This is a genomic window from Bacillus sp. RCC_6_1 (assembly GCF_041360755.1).
Classification (GTDB): domain Bacteria; phylum Bacillota; class Bacilli; order Bacillales; family Bacillaceae_G; genus Bacillus_A; species Bacillus_A cereus.
The window spans coordinates 102,012-119,739 of the sequence record NZ_JBFUPV010000013.1 but is presented as its reverse complement, the minus strand read 5'-3'; the positions used below and the strand labels follow the sequence as shown (position 1 = coordinate 119,739).

Genomic DNA, 17,728 nt, shown 5'->3' with positions numbered 1-17,728 from the left:
TTTGCAAAATGTGAATGAAAACGGAAATAATAGTACTAGTATATATATATTCGTTCCATTTTATACCTGGATGTCGGGGATAAAATAGGATTAAAATCATAAAATTTTTTCAGCAATTAGGGGACTTCTGATACAATAATAAGGGTAACTAAAAAGAAATTTTAGCTAGAGAGGTAGAGGTACATGGATTTATTAGCGAAGTGGTTTAATTCTATGAAACAGTATTTATTAGATGCTGATCGTTGGGCTCATATTGGAGTTGCGACATTAAAAATATGTATTATTTTAACAATTGGTGCAGTTGTTGTGCGAATTGCAAGAGCGGTTGTACGAAATGCGTTTCGCATGGGAAGTCGTTCTCCAATTCAAATTTCAGAACGTCGTACAGTTACAGTAGCGAAATTACTTGAAAATATTGTAGCGTACGTTGTTATGTTCATTATGCTAATTGCGATTTTAGGTGTGTTTGATATTAATGCATCAGGTTTATTAGCGGGTGCTGGGGTAATTGGTTTAGCAGTCGGATTTGGTGCTCAAAGTTTAGTGAAAGATGTTATTACAGGTTTATTTATTTTGTTAGAAGATCAGTTTTCGGTTGGCGATTATGTTAAAATCGGTCAATTTGAAGGAGTCGTTTTAGAAATTGGACTTCGTACAACGAAAGTAAAGAGTTGGACAGGTGAAATTCATACTTTACCAAATGGAAGTATTGTTCAAGTTACTAACTACTCAGTTAGTAATAGTGTAGCGTTTGTTGATGTATCTATTTCATATGAGGCTGATATTGCGAAAGCAGAGCAAGTTATTGAAGATTTATTAGTAGAATTACCTTCAAAGTACGAAAAAATGGTAACAACACCTCAATTATTAGGTGTGCAAACATTAGCTGCATCAGAAGTTATATTACGTGTTATTGCTGAAGTAGAACCGATGCAACATGCAGTTATTGCAAGGGCACTTCGTAAAGAGATTAAAAATCGTCTTGATTTACATGGAATTGAAATTCCATATCCACGTATGGTTTTATATAATCGTGAAGAATTAGTTAGTGGAAAAGCAATTTAGTATGGAGAGGAGTTTGGAGAGTGGAGCAAAAGGAATATAACTTGTATGATGTTGTGGAAATGAAGAAAGCCCATCCATGTGGCGAGAATCGTTGGAAAATTATTCGTATGGGAATGGATATCCGCATTAAGTGCGAGGGGTGTGACCATTCAGTAATGATTCCTCGAAGAGAGTTTGATCGTAAGGTGAAAAAAATACTTGTGAAGCACGAAGAATAGAGGGAGAGTAACAGTTACAGTAGGTAACTGTTACTTTTTTTCGTTTGGCGGAAACTTGTCATTTTTTTCGTTACTATCTATAATGATGAAAGATTGAGACATAGGAGTGAAAAATATGGGATTAACGGCTGGGATTGTTGGATTACCTAACGTAGGGAAGTCCACTTTATTTAATGCAATTACACAAGCAGGAGCAGAATCTGCGAACTATCCATTCTGTACAATTGATCCAAACGTAGGGATTGTAGAAGTACCAGATGAGCGTTTAAATAAATTAACGGAATTAGTAGAACCGAAAAAGACTGTTCCGACTGTATTCGAGTTTACTGATATTGCAGGTATTGTAAAAGGTGCTAGTAAAGGTGAAGGTTTAGGAAATAAATTCTTATCTCACATTCGTCAAGTAGATGCAATTTGCCAAGTTGTTCGTTGTTTTGAAGACGAAAATATTACGCACGTTTCAGGGAAAGTAGATCCAATTGATGATATTGAAACAATCAATTTAGAGCTAATTTTAGCGGACTTAGAGTCTGTTGATAAGCGTATCGAGCGTGTTGCGAAATTAGCAAGACAAAAAGATAAAGAAGCGGTATATGAGCATGAAATTTTAGTTCGTTTAAAAGAAGCTTTTGAAGAGGGAAAACCAGCTCGTACTGTTGAATTTACAGAAGAGCAGATGAAGGTTGTTAAAGGCCTTCATTTACTTACAACAAAAGAAATGTTATACGTAGCGAATGTAAGTGAAGACGATGTTATCGATCCTTCGGAAAATAAATACGTACAAATGGTAAAAGAATTTGCAGCAAATGAAAATTCTCAAGTAATCGTTGTATGTGCAAAAATCGAATCAGAAATCGCTGAATTAGACGAAGAAGAGAAAAAAGTATTCCTTGAAGAATTAGGAATTGAAGAGTCTGGTTTAGATCAATTAATTCGTGCAGCATATGACCTATTAGGACTTGCTACTTACTTTACAGCTGGCGTTCAAGAAGTACGTGCTTGGACATTTAAACAAGGAATGAAGGCACCGCAATGTGCTGGTGTTATTCATACAGACTTTGAGCGTGGATTTATTCGTGCAGAAACAGTTTCTTACGATGACTTAATGACAAACGGTTCTATGACAGCTGCAAAAGAAGCTGGAAAAGTACGTTTAGAAGGAAAAGAATATATCGTAAAAGACGGAGATGTTATGCACTTCCGTTTTAACGTTTAATTTAATATTTCCTAGGAAAAATAAAGATATGAGCTTGGCAAATATATTATATGTTTGCCAAGTTTTTTATGTATTGGTGAGTTGATTCATATAACTTACTATGATATAATCTAAACTCGTGAGTAATTACTATAAATTAATTGCTCCTTGCCCATTACGGGCCGTTTAGACCAAAAGGAGGTGAAAGTGTAATGAGAAAGTACGAAATTATGTACATCATTCGTCCTGGCGTTGAAGAAGAAGCTCAAAAAGCTTTAGTTGAACGTTTTGCAGGTGTTTTAACAAACAATGGTGCAGAAATCATTAACACGAAAGAGTGGGGTAAGCGTCGTTTAGCTTACGAAATCAACGACTTACGTGAAGGTTTCTACATGATCTTAAACGTGAAATCTAACGCAGAAGCGATTAATGAATTCGACCGTTTAGCTAAGATCAACGAAGACATCCTTCGTCATATCGTTGTTAAAGAAGAAGAAAAATAATTGATATATAAGGGAGAGTGGTTCGATTGATGAATCGTGTTATCCTCGTTGGTCGTTTAACTAAGGACCCTGACTTACGTTACACGCCCAATGGTGTTGCAGTAGCTACTTTTACGTTAGCTGTGAATCGCGCATTTGCCAATCAACAAGGTGAGCGTGAAGCTGACTTTATTAATTGTGTAATATGGCGTAAACAAGCAGAAAACGTAGCAAATTATTTGAAAAAAGGTAGCTTAGCAGGCGTAGATGGACGTCTTCAAACTCGTAATTACGAGGGACAAGATGGTAAACGTGTATACGTAACAGAAGTTCTTGCGGAAAGCGTGCAATTTTTAGAGCCGCGTAATGGCGGTGGGGAGCAACGTGGTTCATTTAATCAGCAACCATCAGGAGCTGGTTTCGGTAACCAAGGCTCTAACCCATTTGGTCAATCTAGTAATTCAGGTAACCAAGGTAACTCTGGATTTACGAAGAATGACGATCCATTTTCAAATGTAGGTCAACCGATCGACATTTCCGACGACGATTTACCGTTCTAATACAGTAAATTTGTTAGTTTTAACAAAGAATGGAGGGAAATAGACATGGCAGGACGCAAAGGTGGACGTGCGAAACGTCGTAAGGTGTGTTTCTTCACAGCTAACGGCATCACTCGCATTGACTATAAAGATGTTGATTTATTAAAACGTTTCGTTTCTGAGCGTGGTAAAATTTTACCTCGTCGTGTAACAGGAACAAGCGCGAAATACCAACGCAAACTTACAGTTGCAATTAAACGTGCTCGTCAAATGGCACTTTTACCATATGTTGGTGAATAATAGCGTATGAAATGCACAGTAGAGTCGGACTCTACTGTGCATTTTGCTATGCTTTTCTTTTTTGAAAGAGAGGTTAAAATGTGAAACAAGCAAGATTTATTACTGAAGGTGCCGCGTTGTTGACTATATATGTAATGTTATTGTTTATATCTATGTATGTTCCGATTTTGGGTACAGTTGTAACTTTTGCGTTGCCGTTACCATTTATACTATTAATGATAAGACATAAACTATCTAATGTGCTCGTGGTTTTTGTAGCGGCACTTTTTGTTACTATTATTGTGAGTCAACCGATGAATTTAGTGAAGACAATTATGTTTGGATTGATAGGGATTGTTTTAGGATATATGTATAAAACAAGAAAAAAGCCAGTGGAAATCTTAATAGCTGGGACGCTTGCATAATTAATTGGTTTTGTACTTATTTATGTTGCGAGTATAAAGTTTTTCAACATAGATATAATGAAGCAAATGCAAAGTGTATTTAGTGAAAGTATAGCGAAAAGCGAAAAGATAGTAAGTGCTACAGGTATGCCGATTAGTAAGGAACAAAAAGAGTTACTTGCACAAATGAATGATATATTACAATCGTTACTTCCGAGTATACTTGTGCTAGTTTCAGTATGTTTTTCTTGGATTACAGTGATAATATCAGGTAGTGTTTTGAAAAAGTTAAAATATGACGTTATATCTTGGCCTAAATTTAAAGATATACAATTACCAAAGAGTATCATTTGGTATTACGTTATATTTATTTTGTTAGCAACTTTTATAAAAGTAGAACCAACATCATATTTACATATGGTATTTTCTAACCTAAATGTCATATTTGCACTATTACTTGTACTGCAAGGTCTGACATTTATCGCCTTTTTAGCGTATAGAAAAGGTTTTACTAAAGGGGTTCCTATTATTAGTTTTATTGCATGCATGTTTATTCCGATGCTGTTTCCTCTTGTGACAATCTTAGGTATAATTGACTTAGGGATTTCATTGCGTTCTAAAATAGGGGGATAAAATAATATTCCTTATACTATTTTAATCTGTTTAACTAACTGGAAGGTGAGTTAGTTTTACTTTATAGGAGTTGTATACATGCCTGAATTTGATAAGAAACAGTGGTTTTTATATCCTGTTTATGTATTGGCATTTTTTGTGTTTGTGCTCATTTCAATTCTCTGTTATTTTCATTTAATTATGGGGATAGCTGCTTTTGTCATTTTTTGTATCGTATTCTTTATCGTTATACGATTTGAACTTAATTTTCAAAGGAATTTCGAAAAGCATACGACAGATATGATTACAAGAGTAAAGAAAGTAAGTAATGAAGCATTTAACCAAATGCCGATTGGTATTTTGTTATACAATAAGGATTATGGGATTGATTGGGCAAATCCTTATTTATCTTCATGTCTGGGACAGCATGCATTAGCTGGATGGCACCTTTACGATGTATCAGAAACATTACTTCTTTTCATTAAAGGAGAAACTTCTGATGATATAGTCTCTTTAAATAATCGAAAGTTTCGCGTTTTTGTAAGGAAAGAAGAAAAGTTAATTTATTTCTTTGATGTAACGGAACAAACAGAAATCGAAAAGATGTACGAGGATCAAAGGACTGTTTTAGCTGTCATCTATTTGGATAATTATGATGAAGTTACACAAGGATTAGATGATCAATTACGTACGAATATAACAAGTCTTGTGACATCGCGACTAAATGAATGGGCACTTAAGTATGGTGCGTATTTAAAACGTGCATCTTCAGAAAGATTCTTCGTTGTGCTAAATGAAAGTATTTTGACGCAGATGGAGAAAGGGAAATTTAGCATTTTAGATCAGGTGCGTGAAGAAACATCTAAAAGGAATATACCACTTACATTAAGTGTGGGTGTCGGATCAGGTGATTTACCTTTATCAGAGCTTGGAGCAATGGCTCAATCTGGTTTAGATCTTGCGCTTGGGCGTGGGGGAGACCAAGTAGCTATTAAACAAGCGACAGGTAAAGTTAAGTTCTATGGAGGTAAGACAAATCCGGTTGAAAAACGTACCCGTGTACGCGCTAGGGTCATTTCGCATGCGTTAAAGGATTTAGTATTAGAAAGTAGTAATGTCATTATTATGGGGCATAGGGCTCCCGATATGGACGCAATTGGTGCTGCGATTGGTATTTTAAAAGTGGCTCAATTAAATGAGCGTAAAGGATATATTGTGTTAGATGAAAATGATTCCGATAAAGGAATTAAGCGTTTGATGGACAAAGTGAAACAAAATGAGGAGTTATGGTCTCGTTTTATTACTCCAGAGCAAGCGATGGAATTTGCAAATGATGAGTCGTTACTTGTTGTTGTCGATACGCATAAACCTTCTATGGTGATGGAGCAAAAACTGTTACATAAAATTGAAAATGTAGTAGTTATTGATCATCATCGCCGTGGAGAAGATTTTATTGAAGACCCATTGCTAGTTTATATGGAACCATATGCTTCTTCAACAGCAGAATTGGTTACAGAATTACTTGAGTATCAACCTAAAAATTTAAAGATGACAATGTTAGAAGCGACGGCATTGTTAGCGGGTATTATTGTCGACACGAAAAGTTTCACATTCCGGACAGGGGCTCGTACATTTGATGCTGCTTCTTATTTACGCTCACATGGTGCAGATACTGTACTTGTACAAGAACTTTTAAAGGAAGATATGGATCAGTATTTACGGGTTGCAAAAGCTATAAAAAATGCGTACATTTATAAAAATGGAATTGCGATTGCTAAAGTTGATAGTGATGATTACTACGATCAAGTGCTTATTGCGCAATCGGCAGACACGTTATTAACGATGACAGGGATTATTGCATCATTTGTTGTTGCGAAACGTGGCGAGAATCTCATTGGAATTAGCAGCAGGTCTTTAGGTGAAGTGAATGTGCAGCTAATTATGGAAAACTTAGGCGGTGGCGGGCATTTGACGAATGCAGCCACACAAATGAAAAATGTTACAGTAGATGAAGCTGAGGAGAAGCTTCGATTTGTTATTGATGACTATTTACAGGGAGGCACACAATCATGAAAGTAATTTTTCTAAAAGACGTAAAAGGTAAAGGTAAAAAAGGAGAAGTAAAAAACGTACCAGATGGCTATGCAAATAACTTCTTACTAAAACAAGGATTAGCTGCTGAAGCAACAAATAGCAGTATGAAAACTTTAGAAGCTCAAAAGCGTAAAGAAGAAAAAGATGCAGCAGCAGAGCTTGAAAATGCAAAAGAGTTAAAAGAGACTTTAGAGAAATTAACTGTAGAATTAAAGGCGAAATCTGGAGAAGGTGGCCGTTTATTTGGTTCTATCACAAGCAAACAAATCGTAGATGCAATGCAAAAATCACACAAGATTAAGCTTGATAAACGTAAATTTGAAATGGACGATGCAATCCGCGCGTTAGGTTATACAAACGTTACTGTGAAATTGCATCCACAAGTAACAGCAACAGTAAAAGTTCATGTTAGTGAACAATAAAAATAAATTAAGCAAGGAGGATTGCGTATGAGTGATGTACTTGCTGATCGTACCCCTCCGCATAATATAGAGGCTGAGCAGGCGGTTTTAGGGGCCATATTGATTGATCAAGATGCGTTAACTTCAGCATCAGAGTTATTGGTACCTGATTCGTTCTATCGAACGAAACATCAAAAGATTTTTGAAGTCATGCTTGGGCTATCTGATAAGGGAGAGCCGATCGACTTAGTAATGATGACATCAGCAATGGCTGATCAAGGATTACTAGAAGAAGTTGGTGGGGTTTCTTACTTAGCAGAGTTAGCAGAAGTTGTGCCAACTGCAGCTAACGTAGAATATTACGCACGCATCATCGCTGAAAAGGCGCTTTTACGTCGTTTAATTCGCACGGCGACTCATATTGTATCGGATGGATACGAGAGAGAAGATGATGTGGATGGTCTTTTAAATGAGGCTGAGAAAAAAATATTAGAAGTATCCCATCAAACGAATGCAAAAGCATTCCAAAACATTAAAGATGTTCTTGTAGATGCTTATGACAAAATTGAACTTTTGCATAATCAAAAGGGTGAAGTTACTGGGATACCAACTGGGTTTACTGAATTAGATAAGATGACAGCAGGTTTCCAACGAAATGATTTAATTATCGTGGCAGCACGTCCATCAGTAGGGAAAACGGCATTTTCATTAAATATTGCACAAAACGTAGCGACGAAAACGGATGAAAATGTAGCGATTTTTAGTTTGGAGATGGGTGCTGATCAGCTTGTTATGCGTATGCTTTGTGCAGAAGGGAATATTGATGCACAAAGACTTCGTACTGGTTCATTAACTTCCGATGATTGGGCAAAATTAACAATGGCAATGGGGAGTCTCTCAAATGCTGGTATATATATTGATGATACGCCAGGTATTAAAGTAAATGAGATTCGAGCAAAATGTCGTAGATTAAAGCAAGAACAAGGTCTTGGTATGATTTTGATTGACTATTTGCAGCTTATTCAAGGAAGTGGGAAATCAGGAGAAAACCGTCAGCAGGAAGTATCTGAGATTTCTCGTACCTTAAAAGGGATTGCACGTGAATTGCAAGTGCCTGTTATTGCTTTATCACAGTTATCTCGTGGTGTAGAATCTCGTCAAGATAAACGCCCGATGATGTCTGATATTCGTGAATCTGGAAGTATTGAGCAGGATGCTGATATTGTAGCTTTCCTATATCGTGAAGACTACTATGATCGAGAAACGGAAAACAAAAATACAATTGAAATTATTATTGCAAAACAACGTAACGGTCCAGTAGGTTCAGTGGAACTTGCATTCGTCAAAGAGTTCAATAAGTTCGTTAACTTAGAACGTCGTTTTGAGGATGGACATGCTCCACCGGCATAAAGGCAGTATAAAAAAGAAACACATTTCTTATAATAAGATGTGTTTCTTTTTTTTTATAAGAAAGATAAGGCTTTCATAAGTTAAATATATAATTCTTACGAACGAAAATGTTTTTTTGTGAAAAAATGTTCGCTTTTCGGTTGACTTCTCTTTCGGTTTTGGTACAATTATATTGTTTGAATAGATCGTTTGAAAATTGCGGAGGTGCTTTAATAATGTCTTCAGTAGTAGTTGTAGGAACACAATGGGGCGATGAAGGAAAAGGTAAAATCACTGATTTTCTTTCTGAGCATGCGGAAGTAGTTGCAAGATATCAAGGTGGAAATAACGCGGGACATACAATTGTTTTCGGCGGAGTTAAATATAAATTACACTTAATTCCATCTGGTATTTTCTATAAAGAGAAAATTTGTGTAATCGGAAACGGATTAGTAGTAGATCCAAAAGCATTACTTGAAGAGTTAAAATACTTACACGATCGTGGTGTAAGTACTGATAATTTACGTGTAAGTAACCGTGCACATGTTATTTTACCTTACCACTTAAAGCAAGATGAGTTAGAAGAAGCAAGTAAAGGTGATAACAAAATCGGTACAACGAAAAAAGGTATCGGTCCTGCATATATGGATAAAGCTGCTCGTATTGGTATTCGTATGGCTGATCTTTTAGACCGTGAAGCATTTAAAGAGAAGCTTGAGCGCAATTTAGTAGAAAAAAATCGTTTATTTGAAAAAATGTACGATACAGAAGGTTTCACTGTAGAAGAAATTTTCGAAGAGTACTTCGAGTACGGGCAACAAATCGCGCAATATGTATGTGATACATCTGTTGTATTAAATGATGCATTAGATAATAATCACCGTGTATTATTTGAAGGTGCGCAAGGTGTTATGCTTGATATTGACCACGGTACGTACCCATTCGTTACATCTTCTAACCCAATTGCTGGTGGTGTAACAGTTGGAACTGGAGTTGGTCCTGCGAAAGTTACTCGCGTTGTAGGTGTATGTAAAGCATATACAAGCCGCGTTGGTGATGGTCCATTCCCTACGGAGCTTCATGATGAAATTGGTCATCAAATTCGTGAAGTTGGTCGCGAGTATGGAACGACAACTGGTCGTCCACGCCGCGTAGGTTGGTTCGATAGCGTTGTTGTAAGACATGCACGTCGTGTTAGTGGTTTAACGGATCTATCATTAAATTCTATCGACGTTTTAACAGGTATTCCAACTCTTAAAATTTGTGTTGCTTACAAATACAATGGTGAAGTTATTGATGAAGTTCCAGCTAACTTAAACATTTTAGCAAAATGTGAGCCTGTATATGAAGAGCTTCCAGGTTGGGAAGAAGATATTACTGGTGTAAAATCATTAGATGAACTTCCTGAAAATGCACGAAAATACGTAGAACGTGTTTCTGAGTTAACAGGAATTCAAATATCTATGTTCTCAGTTGGACCAGATCGTAACCAAACAAATATTGTTCGTAACGTATACGAAGCTTAATTAATAGTGTTTAGAAAAAACTCATGTCCGCATGAGTTTTTTCTTATTCTTTTATAAAAAAACAAAAAAAGTATTGCAATAAATACAGAATACATGTTATGATACATCTTGTCGTCACGAAAATATGACGTTGGTGAGTATGAGCCATTAGCTCAGTTGGTAGAGCATCTGACTTTTAATCAGAGGGTCGAAGGTTCGAGTCCTTCATGGCTCACCATTTTATTTTTCGTGGCCCGTTGGTCAAGTGGTTAAGACACCGCCCTTTCACGGCGGTAACACGGGTTCGAATCCCGTACGGGTCATGTTTTTTTTTGCTTATTTTTGGTCCCGTGGTGTAGTGGTTAACATGCCTGCCTGTCACGCAGGAGATCGCCGGTTCGACCCCGGTCGGGACCGCCACTTTTGTTTATACCACCATTAGTGGTTTTATATATAGTTTTGGCTCGGTAGCTCAGTCGGTAGAGCAGAGGACTGAAAATCCTCGTGTCGGCGGTTCGATTCCGTCCCGAGCCACTCTCAGGATATTAAGTGGGCCCACTTAATATCCTTTTTATTTATGTAATTTTACAAAACTGAGTAGTTATTTTAAAATAGAACGAGGAGCCTCTAGCAGTTGAAGCTAGAGGTTTTTCTATAGATCGTATAGGATGCCGTGTAAAAGTGGATCATACATGAGTCTATGAGAATAGAGGAGAAAATACTTAAACAAAGGATGCGGTCATATAGGACATACTATGTAAACATCAATATGTTTAGGGATTATTGACCATATTTTTATAAGGAGGAAATAGACGATGATGGGAAAGAAAATTTTAGTAGTTGATGATGAAAAGCCGATTGCAGATATTTTGAAGTTTAACTTAGAAAAAGAAGGTTTTGAAATAGTAATGGCACATGATGGTGATGAAGCAATTGAAAAGGCTAATGAAGAGCAACCAGATATGGTTTTATTAGATATTATGCTACCAGGTAAAGACGGCTTAGAGGTTTGCCGTGAAATACGTAAAAGCTCAGAAATGCCGATTATTATGCTTACAGCAAAGGACTCTGAGATTGATAAAGTATTAGGGCTTGAGCTTGGGGCAGATGATTATGTAACGAAGCCATTTAGTACGAGGGAATTACTTGCTCGTGTGAAGGCGAATTTACGTCGCCATCAACAAGGTGGTGCTGCGGAAAAAGAAGAAAATACAGAAATGGTTATTGGACCAATTGTGATTAATCCAAATGCATATAGTGTAACGAAGCGCGAGGAAAATATCGAGCTTACACATCGTGAATTTGAGTTGCTACATTATTTAGCGAAACATTTAGGACAAGTTATGACACGCGAACATTTATTACAAACAGTTTGGGGTTATGACTATTTTGGAGATGTGCGCACAGTAGACGTTACAGTACGTCGTTTGCGTGAAAAAATTGAAGATAATCCAAGCCATCCTACTTTAATTGTAACTAGACGTGGAGTAGGGTATTACTTGCGTGACCCAGAGCAGGAATAGTATATGAAGAAAGTTGGTTTTTTTCAATCTATTCATTTAAAATTTGTGCTTATATATATGCTATTAATATTAATAGCGATGCAAGTTATTGGAGTATATTTCGTAAGGGAATTAGAGAAGAGCTTAGTACAAGGTTTTAGGGATTCTTTAACGCAGCAAACAAACTTATTATCATATAATTTGAAGCAAGAGTTTAAAAAAAGTTATACAAAAGCAGAAACAGAGTCAACAGATGAAACGATTAAAACGTCAATTCGAAAATTTGCCTCTGATCAGAAGAAAGTTATACAAGAGGTAAGTGTATTTGATTCGCACAGAAAGTTACTGGCTATTTCAGATGAATCAAAGCAGAATAAGGTGAATCGAACATCAACTGATATAGCTGTTCAGCGAGTGTTAGTACAAAAAAAGCCAGAAGTGAAAATTGAGAAGGATGGTAGTACAGGTCATCGTGTTCAAGTTATGCTTACTCCGATTCTAGATGATAACGGTAAGGATGCGCTTGGTGTTATTTACATTGTGGCATCTATGGAAGATGTATATAAACAAATGAAGGATATAAATCAAATTTTTGCTACGGGAACAGTAATTGCTTTATTAGTAACGGCCGTACTTGGGATTTTATTGGCTCAAACAATTACAAGACCAATTTCAGATATGCGGAGACAAGCAATTGAAATGGCAAAAGGAAATTATTCCAGAAAAGTAAAAGTGCATAGCCATGATGAAATTGGACAACTGGCATTATCCTTCAATAATTTATCGAAAAAATTACAACAAGCTCGTTCTTCTACAGAAAGTGAAAGGCGTAAATTATCATCTGTTTTATCACATATGACAGATGGAGTAATTGCTACTGATCGAAAAGGGGATATTATTTTACTAAATGACCCTGCGGAAAAGATGTTAAATGTTTCTCGTGAAACAGCGCTCGATCAATCTGTTTTAGAGGTATTAGGGATACAGGAAGAATTTACGCTCGATCATTTATATGAAGAGCCAGATTCTGTTTTATTAGATTTTAGTACGAGAAATGAACCATATATTTTACGTGCTAGTTTCTCTGTTATTCAAAAAGAAACAGGGAAGGCAAACGGCTTAATTGCTGTACTATATGATGTAACAGAGCAGGAACGTATAGAACGGGAACGCCGTGAGTTTGTGGCAAATGTCTCTCATGAATTAAGGACGCCATTAACGACGATGCGCAGTTATTTAGAGGCACTTACAGATGGAGCATGGCAGGATCCAAATATTGCACCACAATTTTTAACGGTTACACAAGAAGAAACAGAAAGAATGATTAGACTTGTAAATGCGTTGTTACAGCTATCTAAACTGGATAGTACAGAGCATCGTTTAATGAAAGAATGGGTCGACTTTACTGATTTCTTTAATAATATTATTGATCGCTTTGAAATGTCTAAAGAGCAAAATGTAAGTTTCAAACGATCTTTCTCTAAGAAATCTAGATTTATTGATATGGATACTGACAAAATTACTCAAGTGCTGTATAACATTATTTCTAACGCATTAAAGTATTCACCAGAAGGTGGAACAGTAACATATCGTTTACGTGATCGCGGTGATTTATTAGAAATTAGTGTAAGTGACCAAGGAATGGGTATTCCAAAAGAAAACGTTGATAAAATCTTTGAACGTTTTTATCGCGTAGATAAAGCTCGTTCAAGACAAATGGGTGGTACGGGACTTGGATTAGCAATTGCAAAAGAAATGATTGAGGCACATGGTGGCTCTATTTGGGCGAAGAGTGAAGAAGGAAAAGGGACAACTATTTATTTCACGTTACCAATGGCAGCAGATGAAGAGGACGATTGGGAATGAGTATGGAAAACTTTAAAACAATAGTTTTAATTAACCTAGTTGTAATTAGCCTATTTCTTACTTTTAATCTATGGACGTATGTGCCAGATTCTACATCCATGCAAAACGCGAAATTTGTACAGGGGAATGAAGGAATGAACCAAACTAAAATTTCCGATGTTGTCCGTCCTACTTCTATCATCGTGCATAAAGATAAAAATCATTATGGGAGCAGAAGAGAGGCAGATATAGAATCAATCTATAAGCCCCTGGAAGTAGGGGAACTACATGATTTTAGAGAGATATCAATCACTAAGGGTGATTTCCTTTCATATGTGCATGGTGAAGGGAAAGTTGAACTTGTTTTCCCTACCGATATCCCATTTGATGCAGTTAAATCCATGTTTAACATGAAAGAGAAAAGTACAGATAAGCCTAAACATTTTAATCGTATTCTTCTTGATCCTTCTAGAAGTAAGGATCAAGAAATTAAAATTAACTTTGTTTCTGATGGTGATAACTTTAAAATATACGAGGCAAAATTAAGTGGCTTGTATTTAAAAGATATTGTAAATGCCCAAAATCAATTTATAGTATCAGCAAAACCTTATTTTGATTATCAACTCAATGATATGAAAAAATTATTTTTACCAGATGGAACGACAGAGTTAAGCAATATAACATATATTTCATCTAATTTAGCAGTTGATACGTTTAAGAATGCTCTGTTTAGTGATCCTCGTTATTTAAGTCCGATTACCGAGATGTCGAAAGAAACATTTACAGATGGTATTAGATCCATGGAAATTGAAAACGATCGTCACATGCTAAAGTATAAAAACTCTTCTGTCTTAACTGAGAAAACGATAGATAATTTAATGCTTTTACAAAAAAGCTTTGAATTTGTAAGTGGTCACAGTGGGAGTTTGGATTCATATCGTTTGGACTATATGAATAAAGGAGAGACAGTATTTCGCTTAAATGAAGATGGATATCCAGTATTCAATGCAGATGGATTAGCGGAATTAAGACAAGTATGGGGATCAGAAGAAGTAATGGAATATGAAAGACCGTTGCTGTCTTTAAATACTAAAGGTATAGAACAGAAGGTTACTCTTCCGTCAGGGCATGTTGTAATAGCATCCCTAGAAAATAATCCAGAGATAAAGAAACAAGTAATTAAGGATATTGGCATTGGATACAAGTTATCACTAGATGGGCAAGTGGTTCGACTACAACCAATTTGGTATGTAAAGCTTGTTGAAGATGAAACAGGTAAACAGAAAATCTATGAGTGGAGTGAGGGAGGACTAAATGGATTGGGATCGGATTAAAACCATATTTATTGTGACCTTTTTTGTTTTGGACCTCTTTCTCATTTTCCAATTCATTCAAAAGCAAGATAGTAATCAATTGGAGCTTATTGCAGAAACAAAGATAGATCAAGAATTAAAAGCAAATAAAATTACGATGGGAAATATCCCTAAAGAACCGAAAAAAGAGTCATTTATTAGAGCGGAAAATAAAGCCTTTAAAGAAGAAGACATACAGTCTTTGAAAAATCAAACGGTGCATATACAAAATATGTACAAGATAGAAAGTAAGCTAAAAGAGCCTTTTTTAAATACGAAATCATTATCAAAAGATAAGTATAATGAATTTTTGAAGAACTATGTATTGGATGGACAAAAGTATGAATTTGGAGCGGTGAAAGACTCTAAAATTTATTTCTTCCAAAAATATAAAGATAAGCCTATTTTCTATAATAATCAGGCGATGATTGTTGTGGAATTAAATGAAAAAAATGAACTTGTTTCATATACGCAGACAATGCTAACTGATTTAAAAGAAATGGGCGAAGGTGAAAAAACGAAAGAGCAAGAAATTATTACGGCTCAAACAGCTTTAGAAAATTTGTATTTAAAAAATAAAATTCATGGAAATACGCATGTTAAAGAAGCGCAAATTGGTTATGCCACTCTTACCGCATCTACTTCTAATAACCAAGTACTTGCTCCAACGTGGAATTTAAAAACGGAGCAGAAGCAGGACTTCTTTGTGAATGCAATTGAAGGACAAGTTATGGAATTAGGAGAAAAGGAAAATCAAGTGGTTGATGAACATACTGGAGTGAGAAAGAATGGGGTTGCATTTTAGCGTACTTGCAAGTGGAAGTACAGGAAATATGCTATACGTAGGAACCGATGAAAAAAAATTACTAGTCGACGCAGGTTTAAGTGGTAAAGCAACAGAGGCTTTATTTAAACAAGCAGAACTAAATATAAATGATGTATCAGGTATTCTTGTAACGCATGAGCATAGTGATCATATTAAAGGATTAGGTGTATTGGCACGTAAATATGATTTACCTGTTTATGCGAATGAGAAAACATGGAATGCAATGGAACATTTAATAGGAAATATCCCAACTGAACAAAAGTTTATTTTCTCAGTTGGTGATGTGAAAACATTTGGTGATATTGAAGTCGAGTCATTTGGAGTTTCTCATGATGCGGCAGAACCGATGTTTTATGCTTTCCATAACAATAATAGGAAATTAGCGCTTATTACAGATACGGGATACGTAAGTGACCGTATGAAGGGCGTTATTAAGGGAGCTAATGCTTTTGTATTTGAAAGTAATCATGATGTAGAAATGCTTCGTATGGGACGTTATCCATGGAGCATTAAACGACGTATTTTAAGTGACGTTGGGCATGTTTGTAATGAGGATGCTGCATTAGCGATGGCAGATGTAATTACAGATGAGACAAAGCATATTTATTTAGCCCATTTAAGCTTAGATAATAACATGAAAGAACTAGCGCGTATGTCAGTATCACAAGTACTAGAGGAAAAAGGATTTGGAGTGGGTGAATCCTTTGAAATTCACGATACAGATCCAAAAATGCCTACAAAAATTCAATACGTATAATTCTTCATTTTAGTAAACAATAAAGGTGAATATAGTTGTTTTCAGGAAGATAGGTGAACAAATATGTCCTTTATTGATGAAGAAAGTTATCGTATGAAACGTGCAGGAAAAAAGAAGCACAAAGGTATAGTTCTTTCGAGTATAGCGGGAACAATTGTAGGAGCTTCTTTATTTGCGTTTGGAGCGCCTTTATTTTCAAATTCTGCTGATACGCTTCCGCAAGCTGAAGCAAGCGGAAGTAATATGGCTGAAGCTCAAGGGATTAAACAGATTAGCTTTGTAGATGCTGTTGATCGTGCATCTGAAGCTGTTGTGGGTGTTATTAACATTCAACGAGATAACTTTTCAGAGGCAGATTCAGAGGCCGGTACAGGATCAGGAGTAATTTATAAAAAGACAGATGGTCAAGCTTATATTGTAACGAATAATCATGTTGTAGCTGGAGCGAATCGTATTGAAGTAAGTCTAAGTGATGGTAAGAAGGTTCCTGGAAAAGTATTAGGAACCGATGTAGTCACAGATTTAGCTGTATTAGAAATAGATGCAAAGCATGTGAAAAAAATAATTGAAATTGGCGATTCTAATACTGTTCGCAGAGGAGAGCCAGTCATTGCGATTGGAAACCCACTTGGACTGCAATTTTCTGGAACAGTTACACAAGGTATTATTTCAGCTACTGAACGTATTGTCCCTGTAGATTTAGATCAAGATGGACATTATGATTGGCAAGTAGAAGTGTTACAAACAGATGCAGCGATTAATCCGGGGAATAGTGGCGGTGCGCTTGTAAATGCAGCAGGACAATTAATTGGTATTAATTCAATGAAAATTGCTGCAAAAGAAGTAGAAGGAATCGGCCTTGCTATTCCGGTGACTAGAGCTGTTCCGATTATGAATGAACTTGAGAAGTATGGAAAAGTAAGAAGACCTTATATTGGGATTGAACTTAGGTCATTAAATGAAATTCCAAACTATTATTGGTCAAAAACATTACATTTACCAGGTACTGTAACAGAGGGAGTTTGTATTTTGGATGTGAAAAGTCCTTCGCCAGGTGCGGATGCTGGTTTAAGAGAACATGATGTTATTGTGGCGGTAGATGGAAAACCGATTCGCGATATTATTGGATTCCGTACGGCCTTATATGATAAGGAAATTAATGATAAAATGACTCTTACGTTTTATCGTGGTACAAAAAGAGTAACAACAACAGTGAAATTAGGCATTCAAAAGTATTAAAAACAGGAGGGCCTACCTCCTGTT

Annotated in this window: 16 protein-coding genes, 4 tRNA genes and 1 pseudogene; all 21 read left to right on the top strand. The window is 36.1% G+C overall.

Features of this window, described 5'->3' with window-relative positions:
• The first annotated feature begins 183 nt into the window (after positions 1–183).
• The 21 genes and pseudogenes from AB6801_RS25650 (at position 184) to AB6801_RS25550 (ending at position 17,704) form a co-directional block, all read left to right on the top strand.
• Entirely contained in the window at positions 184–1,065 is an 882-nt protein-coding gene (locus AB6801_RS25650; RefSeq protein ID WP_000364815.1) for a mechanosensitive ion channel family protein, read from the top strand.
• A 20-nt stretch (positions 1,066–1,085) separates the two neighbouring features.
• Positions 1,086–1,283: a DUF951 domain-containing protein gene (locus AB6801_RS25645; RefSeq protein ID WP_000435485.1), complete on the top strand. Its 198-nt coding sequence runs from the start codon at positions 1,086–1,088 to the stop codon at positions 1,281–1,283.
• Positions 1,284–1,398: 115 nt separating this feature from the next.
• A complete protein-coding gene (gene ychF / locus AB6801_RS25640) occupies positions 1,399–2,499 on the top strand; it encodes a redox-regulated ATPase YchF (protein ID WP_000524672.1) in 1,101 nt (366 codons plus the stop codon).
• A 191-nt stretch (positions 2,500–2,690) separates the two neighbouring features.
• Entirely contained in the window at positions 2,691–2,981 is a 291-nt protein-coding gene (gene rpsF / locus AB6801_RS25635) for a 30S ribosomal protein S6 (protein ID WP_001233778.1), read from the top strand.
• Positions 2,982–3,007: 26 nt separating this feature from the next.
• A complete protein-coding gene (ssb, locus tag AB6801_RS25630; protein WP_000981966.1) occupies positions 3,008–3,520 on the top strand; it encodes a single-stranded DNA-binding protein in 513 nt (170 codons plus the stop codon).
• A 45-nt stretch (positions 3,521–3,565) separates the two neighbouring features.
• On the top strand, positions 3,566–3,799 hold the full coding sequence (gene rpsR, locus AB6801_RS25625) for a 30S ribosomal protein S18 (RefSeq protein ID WP_000918873.1): 234 nt from the start codon (positions 3,566–3,568) through the stop codon (positions 3,797–3,799).
• An 80-nt stretch (positions 3,800–3,879) separates the two neighbouring features.
• Positions 3,880–4,815 (top strand): annotated as a pseudogene (locus AB6801_RS25620) (YybS family protein).
• 78 nt (positions 4,816–4,893) lie between these two features.
• On the top strand, positions 4,894–6,867 hold the full coding sequence (locus AB6801_RS25615) for a DHH family phosphoesterase (protein WP_001113788.1): 1,974 nt from the start codon (positions 4,894–4,896) through the stop codon (positions 6,865–6,867).
• Positions 6,864–7,310: a 50S ribosomal protein L9 gene (gene rplI / locus AB6801_RS25610; protein WP_000864228.1), complete on the top strand. Its 447-nt coding sequence runs from the start codon at positions 6,864–6,866 to the stop codon at positions 7,308–7,310. Before AB6801_RS25615 ends, rplI begins: the two co-directional genes overlap by 4 nt.
• Before the next feature lie 27 nt (positions 7,311–7,337).
• Positions 7,338–8,699 (top strand): replicative DNA helicase, encoded by a 1,362-nt coding sequence (gene dnaB, locus AB6801_RS25605; protein WP_001286148.1) that lies wholly within the window; start codon positions 7,338–7,340, stop codon positions 8,697–8,699.
• 215 nt (positions 8,700–8,914) lie between these two features.
• Positions 8,915–10,204 (top strand): adenylosuccinate synthase, encoded by a 1,290-nt coding sequence (locus AB6801_RS25600; RefSeq protein ID WP_000100238.1) that lies wholly within the window; start codon positions 8,915–8,917, stop codon positions 10,202–10,204.
• Positions 10,205–10,345: 141 nt separating this feature from the next.
• Positions 10,346–10,421: transfer RNA gene (locus tag AB6801_RS25595), tRNA-Lys, on the top strand.
• Between the two features lie 13 nt (positions 10,422–10,434).
• Positions 10,435–10,506 (top strand) — tRNA-Glu (locus AB6801_RS25590).
• Between the two features lie 21 nt (positions 10,507–10,527).
• Positions 10,528–10,603: transfer RNA gene (locus AB6801_RS25585), tRNA-Asp, on the top strand.
• Between the two features lie 41 nt (positions 10,604–10,644).
• Positions 10,645–10,717, top strand: a tRNA-Phe gene (locus tag AB6801_RS25580).
• A gap of 281 nt (positions 10,718–10,998) precedes the next feature.
• Positions 10,999–11,706 carry a cell wall metabolism DNA-binding response regulator WalR gene (gene walR / locus AB6801_RS25575; protein ID WP_000971865.1) on the top strand — a complete coding sequence of 236 codons (708 nt, stop codon included), beginning with the start codon at positions 10,999–11,001 and terminating at the stop codon, positions 11,704–11,706.
• A 3-nt stretch (positions 11,707–11,709) separates the two neighbouring features.
• A complete protein-coding gene (walK, locus tag AB6801_RS25570; RefSeq protein WP_000755367.1) occupies positions 11,710–13,551 on the top strand; it encodes a cell wall metabolism sensor histidine kinase WalK in 1,842 nt (613 codons plus the stop codon).
• Positions 13,548–14,864 (top strand): YycH family regulatory protein, encoded by a 1,317-nt coding sequence (locus tag AB6801_RS25565; RefSeq protein ID WP_000061563.1) that lies wholly within the window; start codon positions 13,548–13,550, stop codon positions 14,862–14,864. The genes walK and AB6801_RS25565 overlap by 4 nt, the downstream gene beginning before the upstream one ends.
• A complete protein-coding gene (locus AB6801_RS25560; protein WP_000383740.1) occupies positions 14,845–15,687 on the top strand; it encodes a two-component system regulatory protein YycI in 843 nt (280 codons plus the stop codon). Before AB6801_RS25565 ends, AB6801_RS25560 begins: the two co-directional genes overlap by 20 nt.
• The gene (locus tag AB6801_RS25555; protein ID WP_000522837.1) at positions 15,671–16,465 is read left to right on the top strand and encodes an MBL fold metallo-hydrolase; all 795 of its coding nucleotides are present in this window, start codon (positions 15,671–15,673) and stop codon (positions 16,463–16,465) included. Before AB6801_RS25560 ends, AB6801_RS25555 begins: the two co-directional genes overlap by 17 nt.
• Positions 16,466–16,528: 63 nt before the next feature.
• Positions 16,529–17,704 carry a S1C family serine protease gene (locus AB6801_RS25550; protein ID WP_000008043.1) on the top strand — a complete coding sequence of 392 codons (1,176 nt, stop codon included), beginning with the start codon at positions 16,529–16,531 and terminating at the stop codon, positions 17,702–17,704.
• The last annotated feature ends 24 nt before the right edge of the window (positions 17,705–17,728 follow it).